Raw genomic sequence first — 20,070 nt, forward strand, 5'->3', positions numbered from 1 at the left:
TGAACCACCACGAATCCTGGCGACGCGGTCGACAACGTTGTCCCGTGTCGGCCATTCCTTGAGACGGAAGGCGAGCAGCTTGGTGCCGGGCTCGCCGTCGACGAGGTTCAGGTGGTCGGCAGGTTGTCCGCGTTACTGGTGGCCCGCGTGCAGTCGTACAGCCGACTCGGTGAGCCCGCGCCGGGCACCGGCGTCCAGCAGTCGCCCAGTGGGCTTGTTCCACTCGATGATCATCCGTCGGTGGGGTGCTCGGCCCACTCCACAACGTCGTCTTGTCGATGGATGCCTTCAGAGCCTGTCGGGTGACCTCCCTCCGCGCCCGGTTCTCCCGTACCAGTTGCGGACCGGGTGCGGACCGCGGGCCGGGTGGGCACACACACGCGCCCATCCGGCCCGCCCCGAGCGCGGAACCTGTCCGACGGATCGGGTCCTCAGCCCACCCGGCAGGGCAGTGCCGTGGCGGGGTCACCTCCCGACCCCTGCACCACATAGCCGAACGTGGCGGTTTCGCCGGGATCCAACGCCCCGTTCCAGTCGGCGTTGTGCACCATCACGTCCTGTCCGGTGTAGGTCGCGCTGCCGCTCCAGAGGCTGTCGACCTTCTGGCCGGACGGCAGCGTCCAGTTGACCATCCAGCCGAGCATCGGCACGTCGCCGGTGTTGGTGACGACGACCTCGGCCTGGTAGCCACCGTTCCAACTGCCCGTCGTACGACGGGTCGCGGAGCACTCGCCCGGTACCGGCTCGGAGGGGTTGCCGGGCTCCTTGATACCGGTGACCTCGCCGTTGCCGCCGTCGAAGACGACGTCGGAGCAGGAGTAGAAGGTCTCCTGGCTGTCGGAGCGCTGCCAGACCGTGTAGATGATGTGGCGGCCCGACTTGTCCGCCGGAAGCTGGCCCCGCCAGGAGTAGTTGGCCTCGACCGTACCCGGGCTGCCGTTCAGCGGCGGGTGGTCGACGCTCAGGAAGGGCTGCGCCTCCATGTCGTTCCAGGTGAGCGTCTTCGTCGGGTCGAAGCCGTCCTTGGTGATGTAGACGTAGAACCAACCCGGGTGCGCCGCCCATGCGTTGTAGGAGAAGTCGACGGTCGCGCCGGAGGTGAGATGGGTCAACGGCCAGTCGGCGCTGGGGGTGTTGAACCCGGTGAAGTTGGTGTTGCCGCCGCTGCACAGCTCGCCGTCCGGGACGAAGCCGCGGGTGCGGCCGACGCCGTCCGAGCGGAGCACCGAGAACCAGTTGTAGAACGGGGTCGTCCCGCTCACCTGCTGCGCGGAGCGACAGGCCGGGTTGACGGGCTTGATCTCGCCGGTGTCGGTCAGCCCGTCCTGCCAGCACAGGAACGTGCGGCTACCGGGCTTCATCGGAGTGCCGTGCGCCTCCGCTTTGCCGCTGCCGGCCGTGACCACCAGGCCGAGCGCCGGGATCGTGGTCACGAGAGCGAGCAGCACGAGCAGAAGCGCTCTGTGGCGCCGAGGCAACATTAATCGCAAGTTTGTCACACGCATGACAAGAACTCCTTGTGTGCATGGCCGTGGGGAACGTGCGCGTGCTCCTGTGCGTGTGCGGATGTGGTGCGGGGTGAGAGCGGGTCCCGCGCGGCGGGTTCCGGTCCACCGCCCTTTATGGGAGCGCTCCCACCCCCACCTTCTTCGGAAGCTAGCGCGGAGCGGGGAGGTTGTAAACGGCTGCCGCGCATCGAGGGAAGGGCTTGGCCCTTGTGCCGGGTCGCCCACGGCACAACCCGGTCACCCGGGGCAACGAACGTGTCGCCCAGGGCCCCGAACGCGTCACAGCGGTCACCGCAGGGACCTGGAGGCCGTGGAGGCCGTAGAGGCCGGGCAGCGTCATATCGTTGTCGGACAGCGTTCGTCGTTCGTCGTCGGCGACGGGCACGCGGTCCCGGACACGGCGAAGGGCCGCACCCCCGTCACGGGGATACGGCCCTCGGCTGCCTTGCCGTACTGCTTAGTTGCGGATCAGGTTGCGCAGCACGTACTGCATGATGCCGCCGTTGCGGTAGTAGTCGGCCTCACCGGGGGTGTCGATGCGGACGACCGCGTCGAACTCGACACCGGTGTCGGTGGTGACCTTGACCGTGCGCGGGGTGGTCCCGTTGTTCAGCTCCTCCACGCCGGTGAAGGAGAAGGTCTCCTCGCCGGTCAGGCCGAGCGAGGCCGCCGAGGCGCCCTCCGGGAACTGGAGCGGGAGGACACCCATGCCGATGAGGTTCGAGCGGTGGATGCGCTCGTACGACTCGGCGATGACGGCCTTGACGCCGAGGAGGGCCGTGCCCTTGGCCGCCCAGTCACGGGACGAACCGGAGCCGTACTCCTTGCCGGCCAGGATGACCAGCGGGACACCCTGTTCGATGTAGTTGCGGGAGGCGTCGTAGATGAAGGAGACCGGTCCGCCGTCCTGCGTGAAGTCGCGGGTGTAGCCCCCCTCCGTGCCCGGCGCGATCTGGTTGCGCAGGCGGATGTTGGCGAACGTACCGCGGATCATGACCTCGTGGTTGCCTCGGCGGGAACCGTACGAGTTGAAGTCACGGCGCTCCACACCGTGCTCGGTGAGGTACTTGCCCGCCGGGGTGTCGGCCTTGATCGCGCCGGCCGGGGAGATGTGGTCGGTGGTGACCGAGTCGCCGAGCTTGGCCAGCACGCGGGCGCCGGCGATGTCCGAGACCGGGGTGGTCTCCATCGTCATGCCCTCGAAGTACGGGGGCTTGCGGACGTACGTCGACTCCGCGTCCCACTCGAACGTGTTGCCGGTCGGGATCGGCAGCGCCTGCCACTGGGCGTCGCCCGCGAAGACGTCCTGGTAGGACTTGTTGAACATGTCCTCGCCGATGGCGTTCGCCACGACGTCGTTGACCTCGGCCTCGGAGGGCCAGATGTCGGACAGGTGGACCGGCTTGCCGTCCTGGTCGATGCCGAGCGCGTCCTTGGTGATGTCCACCTTCATGGAGCCCGCGAGGGCGTACGCGACGACCAGCGGCGGGGAGGCCAGGTAGTTCATCTTGACGTCGGGGTTGATCCGGCCCTCGAAGTTGCGGTTGCCGGAGAGGACCGAGGTGACCGCGAGGTCGTGGTCGTTGACGGCCTTGGAGACCTCGTCCGGCAGCGGGCCGGAGTTGCCGATGCAGGTGGTGCAGCCGTAGCCGACGAGGTTGAAGCCGACCTTGTCGAGGTACGGGGTCAGGCCCGCCTTGTCGAAGTAGTCGGTGACGACCTTGGAGCCCGGGGCGAGGGTGGTCTTGACCCACGGCTTGCGGGTCAGGCCCTTCTCGACCGCCTTCTTGGCCACCAGGGCGGCGGCGACCATGACATACGGGTTGGAGGTGTTGGTGCAGGAGGTGATGGCCGCGACCGTCACCGCGCCGTGGTCGATCTCGTACGTCGAGCCGTCGGGAGCGGTCACGGTGACCGGGTTCGACGGGGCACCGTTCGGGGCGACGGCCGGGGCGTCGGAGGCCGGGAAGGACTCCTTGCCGGCCTCGTCCACGGAGTCGACGTAGTTGCGGACGTCCGTCTTGAACTGATCGGCCGCGTTCGCGAGGACGATGCGGTCCTGCGGGCGCTTCGGACCGGCGATCGACGGGACGACCGTGGCGAGGTCGAGTTCCAGCTTCTCGGAGAAGTCGGGTTCGGCGGCCGGGTCGAGCCAGAGGCCCTGCTCCTTGGCGTACGCCTCGACGAGCGCGACCTGCTGCTCCGAACGGCCGGTCAGCTTCAGGTACTTGAGCGTCTCACCGTCGATCGGGAAGATCGCGGCGGTGGAGCCGAACTCCGGCGACATGTTGCCGATGGTGGCGCGGTTGGCGAGGGAGGTGGCGGCGACGCCCTCGCCGTAGAACTCGACGAACTTGCCGACCACGCCGTGCTTGCGGAGCATCTCGGTGATGGTCAGCACGAGGTCGGTGGCGGTCGTGCCGGGGGTGAGCTCACCCGTCAGCTTGAAGCCGACGACGCGCGGGATGAGCATGGAGACCGGCTGGCCGAGCATCGCGGCCTCGGCCTCGATGCCGCCGACGCCCCAGCCGAGCACACCGAGGCCGTTGACCATGGTGGTGTGGGAGTCGGTGCCGACCAGGGTGTCGGGGTACGCCTGCCCGCCTCGGACCATGACGGTGCGGGCCAGGTGCTCGATGTTCACCTGGTGGACGATGCCGGTGCCGGGGGGACGACCTTGAACTCGTCGAACGCGGTCTGGCCCCAGCGCAGGAACTGGTAGCGCTCTCGGTTGCGGCCGTACTCCAGCTCGACGTTCTGCGCGAAGGCCTCGTTCGTGCCGAACTTGTCGGCGATGACGGAGTGGTCGATGACCAGCTCGGCCGGGGCGAGCGGGTTGATCTTGGCCGGGTCGCCGCCCAGCTCCTTCACGGCCTCACGCATGGTGGCGAGGTCCACGACACAGGGCACACCCGTGAAGTCCTGCATGATCACGCGGGCCGGCGTGAACTGGATCTCCTCGCTGGGCTGGGCCTGCGAGTCCCAGCCGCCGAGGGCACGGATGTGGTCGGCGGTGATGTTCGCGCCGTCCTCCGTGCGGAGCAGGTTCTCCAGCAGGACCTTGAGGCTGTAGGGCAGGCGAGCCGAGCCCTCCACCTTGTCCAGCCGGAAGATCTCGTACGACTCGTCGCCCACCTGCAGCGTGCTGCGGGCGTCGAAGCTGTTCGCCGACACGACAGTCTCCTTCATTCCATGTGCGCGTACCACCGCATCCTGCCGCCACGCCGTCTTGGCCGATCCGCTAAGGTAAGGCTAAGTTAGGCACCCCTTACCGGGGTGGCGGCTCGCAGTGCGCCTCGGCAGATATCTCGATGTCGAGATAACTCTAGTACATGAGCGCGGACCGGTCATGCCCAGGGCCGGTTGTCCGCTGTCATCCAATCGAGTCGTTTACTCAGCGAACCCAGCCGTTTGGCCGTCTGCCTCAGTGAACCCAGCCGTGCGGGTGATCGCGCTGGGGGTACCGGGTGGCTGTGTCCCGTCGCATCGAGCCCCGGCTTGCAACGGTCTCCGCACTGGGCTTGCGACGGGAAGGCCGGGGCAGGTTTGAGTGGACTGCCCCGCTTTGGGGTGACTCTTGCCTCACCACGGGGGCCTGTCTCAATCCAGCGGACATCGTCCTGTGTGGACGATGAGGGGAAGCCGCTGAGCGGTGGGGACGAGGCCGCCCGAATGCGCGCCGTGGAGCGCGACGGCCGCCGGGCGTCGCGCGGGGCGTCCAGCACATGGCCGCGCTCTGCCCTGCCCGCACCCTTCGCCCTGCCCGCATTCTTCGTCCTGCCCGCACCCTTCGCCCTGCGCGCACCCTTCGACGACGGCCTCGACGGCCGAGGAGGGGAGCGCCGATTCGCCGTCTCCGTCAGGTTCCCGGCGCAGTTGCGGGAACGCGCGCCAAGCCCGTCTCGCGACCGACCGTCCTGATGGACCCGCCCGAGGAGGAGCAGACGTCCACACCAAGGGTGGTGAGGGTGCGTCAGGGGCACCGGGACTCCGCCCCGGCGGCGGGCCGTCGACGCCCGTGGCCGCATGCGAACCGGCGAGAGGGGTACCCGCCGCGCATCGGAAGGAGGCACACATGCCGCTCACGTTCCGCAAGAGCTTCCGCATCCTGCCGGGTGTGCGACTGAACATCAACAAGCGTTCCTGGTCCGTCACCACCGGCGGCCGCAACGGCCCGCGACGCACGCGCAGCAGCACGGGGCGCCGTACGACCTCGATGGATCTGCCCGGGCCCTTCGGCTGGCGCCGTACGCGCAGCGCCAGGCGCCACTGAACTTCCGTTGGGGTTCTTCGGGGCCATCATTCATGTGACGGTCCGCCGCCTGAACGGACCCCCGAAGAACCCCAACGGACTCCCCGAGAGGCGCCATCTCATATCTGAGATAACCTCGCCCTCATGGCAGACGACTACCTCGTACGCATCGGCAAGCTCATCCGTGACGCACGGCAGCACCGTGGCTGGACGCAGTCGCAGTTGGCGGAGGCACTCGGCACGAGTCAGAGCGCGGTGAATCGTATCGAGCGCGGCAATCAAAACATCAGCCTTGAGATGATCGCTCGAATCGGTGAAGCCCTGGACAGCGAGATCGTCTCACTGGGGTACGCGGGTCCGATGCATCTGCGGGTGGTCGGCGGGCGTCGGCTGTCCGGCGCGATCGACGTGAAGACCAGCAAGAACGCGTGTGTCGCGCTGCTGTGCGCCTCCTTGTTGAACAAGGGGCGCACGGTGCTGCGCCGGGTGGCCCGGATCGAGGAGGTGTACCGCCTTCTGGAGGTGCTCGGCTCCATCGGTGTGCGCACCCGGTGGATCAACGGTGGTGTCGACCTGGAGATCGTGCCGCCGGCCGAGCTGGAGCTGGCCGCGATCGACGCGGAGGCGGCCCGCCGTACGCGGTCCATCATCATGTTCCTCGGCCCGTTGCTGCACCGTATGGAGCACTTCAAGCTGCCGTACGCGGGCGGTTGCGACCTCGGTACGCGGACGATCGAGCCGCACATGATCGCGCTGCGCCGGTTCGGTCTCGACATCACGGCCACCGAGGGGCTGTACCACGCCGAGGTCGACCGGTCCGTCGCCCCCGGCCGCCCGATCGTGCTGACCGAGCGCGGCGACACCGTCACCGAGAACGCCCTGCTCGCCGCCGCGCGCCACGACGGTGTGACCGTCATCCGCAACGCCTCGTCCAACTACATGGTCCAGGACCTGTGTTTCTTCCTGGAAGCGCTCGGCGTACGGGTGGAGGGCATCGGCACCACCACGCTGACCGTGCACGGGGTGCCGCACATCGACGTGGACGTCGACTACTCGCCCTCCGAGGACCCGGTCGAGGCGATGAGCCTGCTCGCCGCCGCGGTGGTCACGGAGTCCGAACTGACCGTGCGCCGGGTGCCCATCGAGTTCCTGGAGATCGAGCTGGCGGTCCTGGAGGAGATGGGCCTCGACCACGACCGTTCACCGGAGTACTTCGCCGACAACGGCCGTACGCGCCTGGTGGACCTCACCGCCCGGCCCTCCAAGCTCCAGGCACCGATCGACAAGATCCACCCCATGCCGTTCCCCGGCCTGAACATCGACAACGTCCCCTTCTTCGCGGCCATCGCCGCCGCCGCCCAGGGGCAGACCCTCATCCACGACTGGGTCTACGACAACCGAGCGATCTACCTGACCGACCTCAACCGCCTCGGCGGACGGCTGCAGCTGCTCGACCCGCACCGCGTCCTCGTCGAGGGCCCCACCCGCTGGCGCGCCGCCGAGATGATGTGCCCACCCGCCCTCCGCCCCGCCGTCGTCGTCCTCCTCGCGATGATGGCCGCCGACGGCACGTCCGTCCTGCGGAACGTCTACGTCATCAACCGCGGCTACGAGGACCTCGCGGAGCGCCTGAACACAGTGGGGGCGCAGATCGAGATCTTTCGGGATATCTGAACGACGGAGGCCACCGCCGTCGCACTCTGTCTGACCAGCACTGATGCGGGTCTGCCCCCTGGGGGCTGCCAGACGCGGTTCCGCCCGGGGCACTCGCTGCCGGGGCGCCCGGATCGCTGCGCGGTCCCCTTCGCCCGGTGCGGTGACCGGTGCGGTGACCGGGGCCTGGGCCTGGAGGGAGCCTCGCGCATGCGGCATGCCGCATGCCGCATCCCGAGAGGACCCGCAGAAGTACCCAATCCGGTACGCGAGTCCGGTTTCACCCGGAGCACGGGCAGCCGGTCGCCCAGGATCCGGGCGGCCACGTGCGGACGCCCGCCTCTCGGGCGAACGGCCCGGGCTCGCGCGGGGGTGCGACCGCCGACCACCGCGCCGGCTGACCGCAGCCCCTGACGGGGGCCCAGGGGTGGGCGCCGCCCGTGGACGTCCCGCGCGCCGCGCCGCTTCCGGTCCTCGGGCCGCTCACCGTCGCCGGCCCCCGGTGGCGCCACCCACCGCCCCGGTCACGGCCGCCGTCCGCGCGGGCGGCTAGGCTGATCGAGTCGGCCCGTCGGACCGCGCCGCACGACAGGGGCCGGACGACCGTGCGCGGCTCGGAGCGTCGAGGGAGGCCCCATGCGGTTGGGACGCGTGCTCGCCGCCGCCCTCGCCGGGGCGCTGCTGCTCGCGGGGTGCGGTGGAAGCGACGCTCCGCCCCGCCCGTCCGGAGAGATCAAGGTGGCCACCGGCAACCGGGGCGGTGTCTACGCGGACTACGGGGCCGGCTATGCCGGCCTCGTCGAGCGCCGGCTGCCCGACGCCTCGGCACGGGTCCTGCACACCGGGGGCAGCGTGGACAACCTGCGCCGGGTGGACGCCGGCCAGGCGCAGGTCGGCTTCACCCTCGCCGATTCCGCCGCCGACGCCGTCGCCGGGAGCCCGCCCTTCTCCCGGAAACTGCCCGTGGTGGCGCTCGCCGCGCTCTACGACAACTACGTACAGCTGGTGGTCCGCGCGGGCAGCCCGGTGCGCAGTGCGAAAGCGCTGCGCGGGCTGCGGGTCTCCGTCGGGTCCGAGGGCTCCGGCACGGCGCTGATCGCCGAGCGCGTCCTGAAGGTCGCCGGGCTCTCCCCCGACGGTGACCTGACCGCGCTGCGGCTGGATGTGCGCGAGTCGGCGACGGCTCTGGCCGAAGGGCGGATCGACGCCTTCTTCTGGAGCGGCGGCCTGCCGACCGGAGCGATCACCGAGCTCCGCCGGACCACCACGATCCGCCTCGTCGACCTGGGCGACGTGGTCGGGCAGCTCACCCGGTCCTACGGCGAGCTCTACACCGAGACCACCGTGCCCGCCGTCGTCTACGGGGCGCAGAGCGCGGTGACCACGGTGAGCGTGCCCAACTTCCTGGTGGTGCGACGGGACATGCCCGACTCGGAGGCGTACTGGCTGACCCGGCTGCTGTACGAGGGGCAGTCACGGCTCATCCGGGCCCATCCGGAGGCCCGCCGCCTCGACCGGCGCACGGCGATCGCCACCCATCCGCTGGAGCTGCACCCCGGCGCCGCCCGGTGGTACCGCGAGTCGCATCCCTGACCGCTCACAGGGCCCCTCGCCGACTCCCCTCACACCGGCTCGCCGGGGAGTGCGGGAGCGGCGGGCAGCCGTACCGTGGCGGAGAGTCCGTGTGGCCGCGCGGCTGCCAGGAGCAGCTCGCCGCCGCCCGCCTCCACCACCATGCGGGTGAGCGCGAGTCCGAGCCCCGTGCCACGGACGTTCTGGTGGCGTGGGCTGCGCCAGAACCTCCCTCCCGCCTGGGACAGTTCCTCCTCGGTCAGGCCGGGACCGGCATCCCGTACCGTCACATCGACCGTCTCCACCGCTTCCCCGGCAGGGTCCGCCACACGCCCCGCGACGTTGGCGCCCTGGCCGTCGCCGTCGTCGACGGCCGCTCCTCCCTGGTCCGCGTCGGCATCGGCGCCGACAGGGGTGCGGTGGACCGAGACGTCGACCGGTGCGCCGGCGCCGAACTTGAGCGCGTTGTCGAGCAGGGTGTCGAGTGCGTGGTCGAGGCAGTCGGGCAGGGACAACGCGCTCACCCCGTCGGGGATCCGCGTGGTGAGCGGGACGCCCGCGCCGGCGAAGGCCGCTCGCCAGGCATCGACCCGGTGTCTCACCACCGCGGAGACGTCGACCGGTGCGCGTTCCGCCTCGGACGCCTCCGCCCTGGCCAGCCGCAGCAGCCCGTCGAGCATCTCGCCGAACCGGTCGGCCTCCTCCACGGCGAAGTGCAGTTCGTTCAGACCGCGCGGGTCGTTCACGAACTCCTCCAGGTTCTCCACCCGCAGCCGCAGCGCGGTCAGCGGATTACGCAGCTGGTGGGAGGCCTGTGCCACGAACGCCCGCTGCTGCTCCTGGGAGGCGTGCATGCTGTCCGCCATCACGTTGAAGGCGTTGGCGAGGCGGCGCAGTTCGGGGGCGCCCACCCGCTCCGACACCCGGGTCTTCAGGCGCCCGAGGGCGACCTCATGGGTGGCCCGGTCCAGGTCGTGAACAGGGCGGAGCACCCAGCGGACCACCGGCGCCGCGACCGCGATCACCACCAGGACGAGTGCCGCGAGGCTGCCCAGGATCACCAGCGCCAGATGGTCGGCCACCTCGGAACGCGCCCGGTCCGTGGGAGAGACGATCAGCACGGCGCCCAGCACACGGCCGTCGCGCCGGACCGGCTCACCCAGCACGAAGGGCCGGTCGTCCCACGGCCACCACACGCCGGGCTGCTCGGGAGGCCGGTCGGCGAGGGCGAGCAGCAGCGCCGCTCGCACCTGCGGATCCGCCAGGTCGACGGGGCGTGAGGCGACCACCGTCTCGCTGTCGGCGTCGACCACCGCGACGCGTGAGTCGTAGAGGTGCGCGTAGCGGTCGGCGGCGGCCTCCAGCCGGCCGGTCCGTCCCGACTCCAGGGCGGTGGCGGCCATGTCCGCGAACCAGGCGCCGTCCTCGACCCGCCCGATGAACGAGGTCTGGACCGTACGCTCAGCGGTGGCCCGCACCAGGGGCAGGCTGAGCGCGACGATCAGACCCGCGACCAGGGCGAAGACGATGACGAGAAGTCGGCGGCGCATCCGGCGCCCTCACCCGCCGGCCGCCGACCGACCGCCGCCGGCCGTCGGACCGCCCGCCCCTCCCGGGCCACCGGCGCCCCCCGGACCACCGGCCGCCCCAGAACCACCAGTCACCTCGGGACTACCGGCGGCACCAGAACCACCGGCGGTCGCCCCAGAGCCACCAGTCACCTCCGGACCACCAGCGCCCCCCGGACCGGCGGAGAGCCGGTACCCGAAACCGCGCACGGTCTGCACCAGGCTCCCCGCCCGCCCCAACTTGCCGCGCAGGGTGGCCACATGGACGTCGAGGGTGCGTGACATACCGTCGTACGTCGTCTGCCACACCTCCACCACGATCCGGTCACGGGGCACGGCGGCGCCGCCCGCGCGGGCCAGCAGCGCGAGAATCTCGAACTCCTTGCGGGTCAGGGAGATGCTCCGACCGTCCACGGTGACCGCGCGCCGGCCGAGGTCGACCTCCACGCCGTCGACGGCGACGAGCCGGTCCTCATGGCCGCGCTGGCTCACGCTGCGCCGGAGCACCGCCTCGATACGGGCCAGCAGCTCCGCGGTGCCGAAGGGTTTCACCACGTAGTCGTCGGCGCCGCTGCGCAGCCCTCGCACACGGTCGGGCTCGTCCCCCCTCGCGGTCACCGCGATCACCGGGACCCCACCACGGGCGCGCAGTTCCCGGCAGACCTCGATGCCGTCCCGGTCGGGCAGACCCAGATCGAGCAGCACGAGATCGGCGGCGGGCGCGGCCAGGGCGTCGGCCGCGTTGGCGGCACGCCGCACCTCGTACCCATGGCGTCGCAGGGCGCCGGTGAGTGCGTCGGCGACCCGGTTGTCATCCTCGACGAGAAGTATCCGCACGGGGTCTCCCGGTTGGTGGAATCCGGCGGCCCCGGGGGCCCGTCGGCAGGGATGCCGAGGGAACACAGAGGTCACAGCCGTTGCGACGAGCGTAGAAGTGACCGCCGTCACTGAACCCTAAACCTACGTTAAGTCCTCGGGCGTTCCCTGTTGCCCGCTTGTGAACGGCTGCCACGGTCTGGGGCAACAAGAACCGCCTAGTCCCAGGAGATGCCGCGATGAGCATGGCAACGGTGCCGTCCGAGCCGAGGCAACGGTCAGCCGAGGATCTCGTGGCCGAGTTCGAGCAGGAGCGGCCGGCCCGCAGACTCTCCCCCGGGGTGTCGGCGGCCGTGTCCGTGGTGTGCGCCGGCCTGTCGGTGTTCGTGCTCCACGCGGTCTTCTTCCCGGTGGCGAAGGGCACCCAGTTCTACCTGACGATCTTCCTCGCGGGGACCCTCCCGCTGATCTTCCTGACCCACCGGGGGACGGTGCGGGTACCGGCACTGCTGCTGCCCTGGCGGCGCGGTGACCGCACCGGGGCCGCCGGCGGGGCGCCGGCGAAGGCGGCCGTCCGCCACGACAACCCGGCGTGGTTCGACTGGCTGCTCGCCACGGCGGCGCTCGCCGTGTGCCTGTACCCGCTGCTGGAGTTCGACGCCTTCATCGAGCGGCGCCAGCTGCCGACCTCGCTGGACACGGTGGTCGGCATCGCCATGATCGTGCTGGTCCTGGAGGCGTGCCGGCGCACCACCGGCTGGGTCCTGCCGGCCTTCTGCGCGAGCTTCCTGGTGTACGCGTACTACGGGGGGCTGCTGCCGTACACGTGGTCGCTGGCGCACGGCGGCTTCGACATCGACGCGATCGCGGCCCACTACTTCATGGGCACCGACGGCGTCTACGGCGTGCCGCTGAACGTGGCCGGCACCTACATCGTGCTGTTCACCATCTTCGGCGCCGTCCTCGACATCTCCGGTGCGGGCAAGTTCTTCATCGACCTGTCGTTCGCGGCCTTCCGCGGCTCCCGCAGTGCCCCCGGCCGCACGGTGACCGCCGCCGGCTTCCTCCTCGGCACGGTCTCCGGTTCCGGCACCGCGACCGCTGTCAGCCTGGGCTCGGTCGCCTGGCCCGTCCTGCGCCGGGCCGGCTACAGCAAGGAGCAGGGCGGCGGAGTGCTCGCCGCCGCCGGGATCGGCGCGATCCTCTCCCCGCCGACGCTGGGCGCCGCCGCGTTCATCATCGCCGAGTACCTGAGGGAGAGTTACCTCACCGTCCTGCTGTACGCGCTGGTGCCCACGCTGCTGTACTACCTGGGCATCCTCCTCGCGGTGGAGATCGACGCCCGCAAGCACCACACGCGGCCCGTGATGGACGACGAGCCCACCTCGGCACTGCGTCTGCTCGGCCGGTTCGGCTACCACTTCCTCTCCCTCTTCATGATCGTCGGCTTCATGGCGATGGGGCTGCCCCCGTTCAAGGCGGTGGTCTACGCGACGGCCCTGCAGTTCCTGCTGTCGTTCCTCGACCCGACGCACCGGATGGCGCCGCGACGGCTGTACCAGGCCCTCGCCGAGGGAAGCAAGTCGGTGCTGCCCGTCGTCGCCACGTGCGCCGCCGCGGGCATGATCGTCGCCGTCGTCACCCAGACCGGCCTCGGCCTGAACCTCGCCTCGGTAATCGTCGACGCGGCCGGGGCGCTCGGTGACAACCCGACCGTGACGCTCGTCCTGACCGTGCTCTTCGCGGCGGTGGCGGTGTCCCTCCTCGGGCTCGCGGTCCCGGTCACCGCCTCGTTCATCATCGCCGCGGTGATCATCGCGCCCGCTCTGCTCTCGCTGGGGGTCGCCACCCACGAGGCGTACATGTTCATCTTCTACTACGCCGTGCTCTCCGAGGTGAGCCCGCCGACGGCCATGGCGGCTGCCGCCTCGGCCGCCATCACCGGGGGCAACCCGATGCGCACGATGGTGGCGACCTGGAAGTACTCGCTGCCCGCGTTCCTGGTGCCGTTCGCCTTCGTGCTCACCGACAACGGCGCTCATCTGCTCGGCACGGGCGGCCTGTGGGGGGTCCTGTGGACCACCGCGCTCTCCGCTCTCGCCGTGGCCGCGCTGGCCGCGGCCACCGGAGGCCGGCTCCTCGGCCCGGCGGGCCCGGTGGAACGGATCCTGTGCGCAGCCGCCGCCCTGTGCCTCCTCTACCTCGAACCCGTAGCGATCACCACGGGCTTCGCGTCCCTCGCGCTCGCCCTCGGCGTGCACCTCGTGCGCCGCGGGCAGCCCGCCCTCTCGGTTCCCACCGCCGGTGGGAACCACGCAGCGGACACCGTCACGGAAGGACAACTCCCCTCATGAAGCACCACAAGCGCACCCTGCGCCTCGCCGCCGCCGCTCTCGCCGTGGGTCTCCTCACCACCGCCTGCGGCGGCGGGAAGCAGACGGAGAACACGGCCGCCGACACCAGCGGAAAGGGAGGCCGGCTCACCATCGCTACCGGGCCCACCACCGGCGTCTACTACCAGATCGGCGGCGGACTCGCGAAGCTGATCTCCGACAACCTCGACGGCTACCGGGCCACCGCCACCACCACCGGCGCGTCCGTGCAGAACATCCAGGGCCTCGGGGCAGGCACCTACGACCTCGCCTTCTCCCTGTTGGACACCGCCGGCGACGCCGTGCAGGGCAAGGAGTCGTTCTCCTCCCCCAGGACGTGGAGGCACTGACCCGGCTGTACCCGAACTACACCCAGGTACTGGTCCGGTCCGACGCGGGCATCGACTCCCTGGAGGACATGAAGGGCAAGCGCGTGTCCACCGGGGCCCCCGGTTCCGGCACGGAAGTGATCGCGAACCGGCTGCTGGAGGCCGCCGGGCTGGACCCGGCCAAGGACGTCTCGGCCGACCGTCTCGGCCTCCCGGAGACCGTGGACGCCCTGAAGGACGGCACGATCGACGCGCTGTTCTGGTCGGGCGGACTGCCCAGCGGCGGCATCACGGACCTCACCACCAGCCTCAGGAAAGAGGTCCGCTTCCTGGACGTTACACCGCAGCTGCCCGCTCTGATCGAGGAGTACGGCGATGTCTACCAGACGGGCTCCATCCCCAAGTCCGTATACAACCAGCCCCAGGACGTGCCCACGATCGTGGTACCGAACGTGCTGCTGGTGAAGAAGGGCTTCGACCCTGATCTCGCCGCCGAGATCGTCAACCTCGTCTACGAGAAGAAGAGCGATCTGGAGAGGGTGAACGCGGCCGCGGCGGAGATCGAACTCGACTTCGCCGGACTCGTCACCCCCGTCCCGCTGAACCCGGGTGCGGAGAAGGCGCTCAAGGCCCTGGACCAGAACTCCTGAGCCGTGCGCTGCGGACGTGGCCGGTCCGGTTCCTCCGAACAGGACCGGCCTTCCTCCGCGCGCCCGCTGCCGCCCTCCACATCCACTCCGACTGCTTGGGAAAAAATGATCTTGAGGACATTCGGCTGGTCGTTCGCCGTCACGGCGGCCGGCCTCGCCTTCGCCGCGTGGCAGTGGGGATGGGAGGCGTTCGGGATCGTACTGATCCTCTCGGTCCTGGAGATCTCGCTGTCCTTCGACAACGCGGTCGTCAACGCCGGAATCCTGAAGAAGATGAACGCCTTCTGGCAGAAGATCTTCCTCACCATCGGGATCATGGTCGCGGTGTTCGGCATGCGGCTGGTCTTCCCGGTCCTGATCGTCGCCATCAGCGCGAAGGTCGGTCCCGTCGAGGCCGTCGCGCTCGCCATCGACGACCCCGGCCGGTACGAGGACCTGGTCACCGACGCCCACCCGGCCATCGCGGCCTTCGGCGGTATGTTCCTGCTGATGATCTTCCTCGACTTCGTCTTCGAGGACCGTGACACCAAGTGGCTCGCATGGCTGGAGCGCCCGCTGGCCAAGCTCGGCAGGATCGACATGCTGTCGGTGTGCGTCGCACTCATCGTTCTGTCGGTGACCGCCATGACCTTCGCCACCCACGCGCATGTCAGCACGGGCCACGCGGACAAGGCGGCCACGGTCCTGCTCTCCGGCGTCGCCGGGCTGATCACCTACCTGGTCGTGGGCGGCCTGTCCGGATACTTCGAGGACAAGCTCGAAGAAGAGGAGGGGCACGAGCACGAGGAGGAGAAGGCGGGAGCCGGGGGCAAGCCGGTCTCGGCGGTCGGTCTCGCCGGCAAGGCCGCGTTCTTCCTCTTCCTGTACCTGGAGGTCCTGGACGCGTCCTTCTCCTTCGACGGTGTGATCGGCGCCTTCGCCGTCACCAACCACATCTTCTGGATGGCGCTCGGCCTCGGCATCGGCGCCATGTACGTCCGCTCCCTGACGGTCTACCTGGTCCGCCAGGGCACCCTGGACGAGTACGTCTACCTGGAGCACGGCGCCCACTACGCCATCGGTGCCCTCGCCGCGATCCTGCTGGTCACCATCCGGCACGAGGTCGATGAGATCATCACCGGCCTGGTCGGAGTGGTCCTGATCGCGGCCTCCTTCCTGTCCTCCGTACGCCGCAACAAGGCGCTCGCGGCCGGAGGAGGGCGGCCCACCGCGGACGAGAGGACAGCGGTCTCGTCCGGGGTGTGATCAGCCGACGCCCCCGGAGCCCATCGACCCCGTCCGGGGGTTCCCGTCCCGAGGCCGACCGGCGCCCCTCCCTTACGCGCAGGCAGATTTGCCTCTACTCTCACTCTGCTTGCGAGTTACCAGTCAGTCAACAAAACTTTGGATGGGCGCACCCGGGCCCGGAGGTCGATGTGAGTTCCGCGCAGTCCCTTCTTGAGAGCCGCCCCGTTTCCGTGGCTCACCTCTTCCTCTCAAGAGTCCAGGCCACACCCGACCGGGAGGCCTACCGCTACCCCGTGCCGACCGGTGACGGCGCTTCCGGCACCGAGCAGTGGCACTCACTGACCTGGGCGCAGACAGCCGAGCGGGTCAAGCTGATCGCGGCCGGCCTTCTCGCGCTCGGGGTGCGGCCCGAGGAGAGGGTGGCGATCTCCTCCTCCACCCGTGTGGAGTGGATCCTGGCCGACATGGGCGTCATGTGCGCGGGCGCCGCCGCCACCGCCGTCTACCCCAGTACCAACGGCGAGGAGACGGCGTACATCCTCGCGGACTCCGGCAGCCGGGCGATCTTCGTCGAGGACGCCGCCCAGCTGGCCAAGGTGGTCGCCCATGCCGACCGCCTGCCCGGACTCGACCACGCGATCCTCTTCGACCCCCGAGCCGACGCGGCTGCCGTGGAGGGGCTGGAGGTGCTCTCCCTTGCCGAGCTGGAGAAACGCGGCACCGGGTACCTGGAGGAGCACCCTGACGCGGTCGAGGCAGCGGTCGACGCCATCGACCGGGAGCAGCTCGCGACCCTCATCTACACCTCCGGCACGACCGGCAGTCCGAAGGGCGTGCGCCTGGTCCACGACTGCTGGTCGTACCAGGGCGTCGCCCAGGAGGTCAGCGGGCTGCTGCGCCCCGACGACGTGCAGTTCCTCTGGCTGCCGCTGTCCCACGTCTTCGGCAAGGCGCTCATCTCCGGCCAGGTCAGGACCGGGCATGTGATGGCCGTGGACGGGCGTGTCGACCACATCATCACCAACCTGCCCGCCGTCCGTCCCACGGTGATGGCGTCCGCGCCGAGGATCTTCGAGAAGGTCTACAACGGCATCGCGAGCAGGGCGAGGGCCGAGGGCGGCGCCAAGTACAAGATCTTCCTCTGGGCGGCGCAGGTCGCCCGCGACTACGCCAGAGCGCGAGAGAACACCGTGGCGGCCGGGAGCCGCGGGGTCCCCCTGTGGCTCTCCGTCCAACACGCCGTCGCCGACCGGCTGGTGTACGGCAAGATCCGTGCCGCGTTCGGAGGCAATCTGCGCGGCAGCGTCTCGGGCAGCGCCGCGCTCGCCCCCGACATCGGCTACTTCTTCTCCGGCGCGGGCGTGCCCGTCCTCGAAGGCTACGGTCTGACCGAGACCAGCGCCGCCTGCACCGTCAACCCCGCCGACGACCTTCGCGTCGGCACCGTCGGCAAGCCCCTGCCCGGGACCGAGATCCGCATCGCGGAGGACGGCGAGATCCTTCTCAGAGGCCCCGGAGTCATGCGCGGGTACCACAACCTTCCGGAGAAGACCGGCGAGGTACTGGAGAGCGACGGCTGGTTCCACACCGGCGACATCGGCGAGGTCGACAGGGACGGCTTCGTCCGGATCACCGACCGCAAGAAGGATCTGTTCAAGACCTCGGGCGGCAAGTACGTGGCTCCCACGGAGATCGAGGGACGCTTCAAGGCCGTCTGTCCCTTCGTCAGCAACGTCCTGGTCATCGGCAACGGCCGCAACTACTGCACCGCCCTGATCGCCCTCGACGAGACCGTCATCATGCCGTGGGCGGCCTCCCACGGCCTCGGCGACCGCAGCTACGCGGAGGTCGTCTCCTCACCGCAGGTTCACGAGTTGATCGACGGCTTCGTCCAGCGCGTCAACGGCGACCTGCAACGGTGGCAGACGATCAAGAAGTTCTCCCTGCTGCCGCGTGACCTCGACGTGGAGCACGGTGAGCTCACCCCGAGCCTCAAGGTCAAGCGGCCTGTCGTGGAGCGCGAGTACGCCGAGTCCATCGAGGCCATGTACGAGGGGTCCCGCGAGGCGTGACTCCCCTGTCCGGTACGGCACTTCCCGAAGCCGTACCGGACAGGCGCCGGCCTGGGCGGCCACAGCCCACCGGGTCGCCGGACGGTGCGAGCGTTCCTGCGCGAACCGCCCGCTCCGCGCTTCACCCTCCGCCTCGGCGTCCTGTCCGCAGGGGGCTCTGCCCCTTCAGGTCAGGTGTGCCTTGAACTCGCCTGGCGTCGCTTCCCTCGGACTTGGCATCCCCGGAAGCCGGTGCACAGGGCAGATCGCGCACACGGACCCACGTGCCCACTCCGAACAGCGTCCGGCCGGCTCCAGAGCCAGCTCGTCCACGGCGCCGCCCGGCTCGGCAGGACGACGTTCCGAAGCATCGCCGTACTCACCGATGGCACGGAGGCGAGCGCGTCGAGAGTCCCCGTGGTGATGAGGTGCGGAGGGGTGCGCGTCGAGGTAACTGCCCGGGATCGTCTTGAATTCCATGGTCGCGGTGGACGGACGCGAGAGCAGCACCTCGGCGCCCAGGTACTCGCTCAGCGCGTCGTGCACACCGGCTGCCGCGTCGTCAGGCGTTGGCGAGTTCGGCGGCGCCGAAGGAGACGTCGAAGCGGTCGCACCAGATGCTCAGGCTGCTGTATTCCGACGGATTCACGTCAGCGGGGAGGGCGTAGTTCTGGCTTCCCTTGTTGCCCTTGAGCTTGCCGAGGCTGACGTATTTGCCGTCGTCGAAGACGTGCCAGCCGGCCTGCCCCTGCTTCACGGGCGCGTCGGTCAGCCAGACGCGCAGGTCCGGGCCGTTGCTGGTGTCGAGGTTCTCCAGCCGGACGATGTGGGAGCCGTCGGCCAGTTGGACGAGCTTCACCGTGCCCGACGTCGCGTGCTCGTGGCTGATCAGCTCACCACTCGCCAGGGTGCGGGGGCCGGGGGCCGGGGAGGGCGGCTGGGACGGCTCGTCCGAGGGGGTCGTGGCGGCGGGTTCCTCGGCAGGAGGGGCGGCGGGTTCCTCGGCGGGAGGGGCGACGGGCTCCGCAGCGGCCCCGGGCAGTGCCTCCTGGACGGTTTGGTCCTGCCAGAGTTTCCACGGCTGGAACCAGTACAGGCCGAAGCCGACTCCGACGACCGCCACCACCAGCACCGCGATGACCGACCTTCCGGTCGACCTCTTGCGCGCGCGCCCCATCTCTGCCTCGTCTCCTGGAAGTTCTACTGTCACCCCCATTCAACGCCAGCGGGCGGCCGTCCCCCACCCCGCAGGTGGTGACGGAATCCTTACGGCGTGCTCCCGGGCCGGCTCAGCGGTGCTCGGGGTTGTCCGCGCCAGGCCGGCAGCCGGCGTCCCATTCCGTGCGCTGGTTGCCGTGGGCCGGGACGCCCCCGGCGCGTTTGAGCAGGGCCGCCAGGTGCATCAGGTTCCAGGTCATGAAGGCGGTGTTGCGGTTGGTGAAGTCGTTCTCCGGGCCGCCCGAACCGGGGTCCAGGTACGACGGGCCCGGTCCCGCGGGGCCGATCCAGCCGGCGTCCGCCTGCGGCGGGATCGTGTAGCCGAGGTGCTGGAGGCTGTAGAGGATGTTCATGGCGCAGTGCTTGACGCCGTCCTCGTTTCCCGTGATCAGGCATCCTCCGACCCGGCCGTAGTAGGCGTACTGGCCCCGGGGGTTGAGCAGGCTGGAGCAGCTGTACAGGCGCTCGACGACCCGCTTGGTGACCGAGCTGTTGTCGCCCAGCCAGATCGGCCCGGCCAGCACCAGGATGTCCGCGGCCATCACCCGCTCGTACAGCGCCGGCCAGGCGTCCGTGGTGAAGCCGTGCTCGGTCATGTCCGGTCGGACGCCCGGCGCGATGTCCTCGTCGACCGCGCGCACGAGGTCCGTGGTCACCCCGCGCGCGTCCATGATCGCCCGGCTCCTGTCGATGAGTCCCTGGGTGTGGCTGCGCTCGGGGGACGGTTTGAGCGTGCAGTTGATGAAGAGCGCGCGCAGATCGTCGAAACGGTGGCCGTCCTCGGTGGACGGCGTGGGCGATGCCGGCATGGTGGACTCCGGGGGAGCGGACAGGGCGCGGGAGGGGGCGGGATT

12 protein-coding genes and 2 pseudogenes are annotated in these 20,070 nt (G+C 70.0%); 8 read left to right on the forward strand and 6 right to left on the reverse strand.

Annotation, left to right across the window (positions count from 1 at the left end):
- Window positions 1-431 precede the first annotated feature (431 nt).
- On the reverse strand, window positions 432-1,481 hold the full coding sequence (locus WBG99_RS07390; RefSeq protein WP_338895555.1) for a lytic polysaccharide monooxygenase: 1,050 nt from the start codon (window positions 1,479-1,481) through the stop codon (window positions 432-434).
- A gap of 484 nt (window positions 1,482-1,965) precedes the next feature.
- Window positions 1,966-4,682 (reverse strand): annotated as a pseudogene (gene acnA, locus WBG99_RS07395) (aconitate hydratase AcnA).
- Between the two features lie 901 nt (window positions 4,683-5,583).
- Between acnA and WBG99_RS07400 the strand changes: the two are divergent.
- The 3 genes from WBG99_RS07400 to WBG99_RS07410 all read left to right on the forward strand — a co-directional run bounded on the left by WBG99_RS07400 (window position 5,584) and on the right by WBG99_RS07410 (window position 9,006).
- Window positions 5,584-5,781, forward strand: coding sequence for a DUF4236 domain-containing protein (locus tag WBG99_RS07400; protein ID WP_338895556.1), 198 nt, complete (start codon window positions 5,584-5,586; stop codon window positions 5,779-5,781).
- Between the two features lie 123 nt (window positions 5,782-5,904).
- Window positions 5,905-7,434 carry a UDP-N-acetylglucosamine 1-carboxyvinyltransferase gene (locus tag WBG99_RS07405; RefSeq protein ID WP_338895557.1) on the forward strand — a complete coding sequence of 510 codons (1,530 nt, stop codon included), beginning with the start codon at window positions 5,905-5,907 and terminating at the stop codon, window positions 7,432-7,434.
- Window positions 7,435-8,049: 615 nt separating this feature from the next.
- Window positions 8,050-9,006 (forward strand): TAXI family TRAP transporter solute-binding subunit, encoded by a 957-nt coding sequence (locus WBG99_RS07410; RefSeq protein WP_338895558.1) that lies wholly within the window; start codon window positions 8,050-8,052, stop codon window positions 9,004-9,006.
- A gap of 29 nt (window positions 9,007-9,035) precedes the next feature.
- Here WBG99_RS07410 and WBG99_RS07415 read toward each other — a convergent pair whose 3' ends face one another.
- Both WBG99_RS07415 and WBG99_RS07420 read right to left on the reverse strand, forming a co-directional pair.
- Window positions 9,036-10,535 carry a HAMP domain-containing sensor histidine kinase gene (locus WBG99_RS07415; protein ID WP_338895559.1) on the reverse strand — a complete coding sequence of 500 codons (1,500 nt, stop codon included), beginning with the start codon at window positions 10,533-10,535 and terminating at the stop codon, window positions 9,036-9,038.
- Window positions 10,536-10,733: 198 nt separating this feature from the next.
- Window positions 10,734-11,390 (reverse strand): annotated as a pseudogene (locus WBG99_RS07420) (response regulator transcription factor); the annotation flags it as partial.
- Window positions 11,391-11,608: 218 nt separating this feature from the next.
- Between WBG99_RS07420 and WBG99_RS07425 the strand changes: the two are divergent.
- The 5 genes from WBG99_RS07425 to WBG99_RS07445 all read left to right on the forward strand — a co-directional run bounded on the left by WBG99_RS07425 (window position 11,609) and on the right by WBG99_RS07445 (window position 18,019).
- Entirely contained in the window at window positions 11,609-13,723 is a 2,115-nt protein-coding gene (locus WBG99_RS07425; RefSeq protein WP_338895560.1) for a TRAP transporter fused permease subunit, read from the forward strand.
- Window positions 13,720-14,091, forward strand: coding sequence for a TAXI family TRAP transporter solute-binding subunit (locus tag WBG99_RS07430; protein WP_338895561.1), 372 nt, complete (start codon window positions 13,720-13,722; stop codon window positions 14,089-14,091). The genes WBG99_RS07425 and WBG99_RS07430 overlap by 4 nt, the downstream gene beginning before the upstream one ends.
- A complete protein-coding gene (locus WBG99_RS07435) occupies window positions 14,079-14,720 on the forward strand; it encodes a TAXI family TRAP transporter solute-binding subunit (protein ID WP_338895562.1) in 642 nt (213 codons plus the stop codon). Before WBG99_RS07430 ends, WBG99_RS07435 begins: the two co-directional genes overlap by 13 nt.
- Before the next feature lie 105 nt (window positions 14,721-14,825).
- Window positions 14,826-15,965: a DUF475 domain-containing protein gene (locus tag WBG99_RS07440; RefSeq protein ID WP_338895563.1), complete on the forward strand. Its 1,140-nt coding sequence runs from the start codon at window positions 14,826-14,828 to the stop codon at window positions 15,963-15,965.
- Between the two features lie 170 nt (window positions 15,966-16,135).
- A complete protein-coding gene (locus WBG99_RS07445) occupies window positions 16,136-18,019 on the forward strand; it encodes a long-chain fatty acid--CoA ligase (RefSeq protein WP_338895564.1) in 1,884 nt (627 codons plus the stop codon).
- A 541-nt stretch (window positions 18,020-18,560) separates the two neighbouring features.
- Here WBG99_RS07445 and WBG99_RS07450 read toward each other — a convergent pair.
- Together WBG99_RS07450 and WBG99_RS07455 are read right to left on the reverse strand one after the other, a co-directional pair.
- Complete coding sequence (locus WBG99_RS07450) at window positions 18,561-19,175, reverse strand: DM13 domain-containing protein (RefSeq protein WP_338895565.1); 615 nt, start codon at window positions 19,173-19,175, stop codon at window positions 18,561-18,563.
- A gap of 112 nt (window positions 19,176-19,287) precedes the next feature.
- Window positions 19,288-20,025, reverse strand: a complete 738-nt coding sequence (locus WBG99_RS07455; RefSeq protein ID WP_338895566.1) for a flavodoxin family protein — start codon at window positions 20,023-20,025, stop codon at window positions 19,288-19,290.
- Window positions 20,026-20,070 lie beyond the last annotated feature (45 nt).

This window comes from Streptomyces sp. TG1A-60 (genome assembly GCF_037201975.1).
Taxonomy (GTDB): domain Bacteria; phylum Actinomycetota; class Actinomycetes; order Streptomycetales; family Streptomycetaceae; genus Streptomyces.

Bases quoted from the DNA above. Each gene is read 5' to 3' on its own strand.
- WBG99_RS07390 (WP_338895555.1), bottom strand. From the start codon at position 1,481: ATGTTGCCTCGGCGCCACAGAGCGCTTCTGCTCGTGCTGCTCGCTCTC.
- WBG99_RS07400 (WP_338895556.1), top strand. From the start codon at position 5,584: ATGCCGCTCACGTTCCGCAAGAGCTTCCGCATCCTGCCGGGTGTGCGA.
- WBG99_RS07405 (WP_338895557.1), top strand. From the start codon at position 5,905: ATGGCAGACGACTACCTCGTACGCATCGGCAAGCTCATCCGTGACGCA.
- WBG99_RS07410 (WP_338895558.1), top strand. From the start codon at position 8,050: ATGCGGTTGGGACGCGTGCTCGCCGCCGCCCTCGCCGGGGCGCTGCTG.
- WBG99_RS07415 (WP_338895559.1), bottom strand. From the start codon at position 10,535: ATGCGCCGCCGACTTCTCGTCATCGTCTTCGCCCTGGTCGCGGGTCTG.
- WBG99_RS07425 (WP_338895560.1), top strand. From the start codon at position 11,609: ATGAGCATGGCAACGGTGCCGTCCGAGCCGAGGCAACGGTCAGCCGAG.
- WBG99_RS07430 (WP_338895561.1), top strand. From the start codon at position 13,720: ATGAAGCACCACAAGCGCACCCTGCGCCTCGCCGCCGCCGCTCTCGCC.
- WBG99_RS07440 (WP_338895563.1), top strand. From the start codon at position 14,826: ATGATCTTGAGGACATTCGGCTGGTCGTTCGCCGTCACGGCGGCCGGC.
- WBG99_RS07450 (WP_338895565.1), bottom strand. From the start codon at position 19,175: ATGGGGCGCGCGCGCAAGAGGTCGACCGGAAGGTCGGTCATCGCGGTG.
- WBG99_RS07455 (WP_338895566.1), bottom strand. From the start codon at position 20,025: ATGCCGGCATCGCCCACGCCGTCCACCGAGGACGGCCACCGTTTCGAC.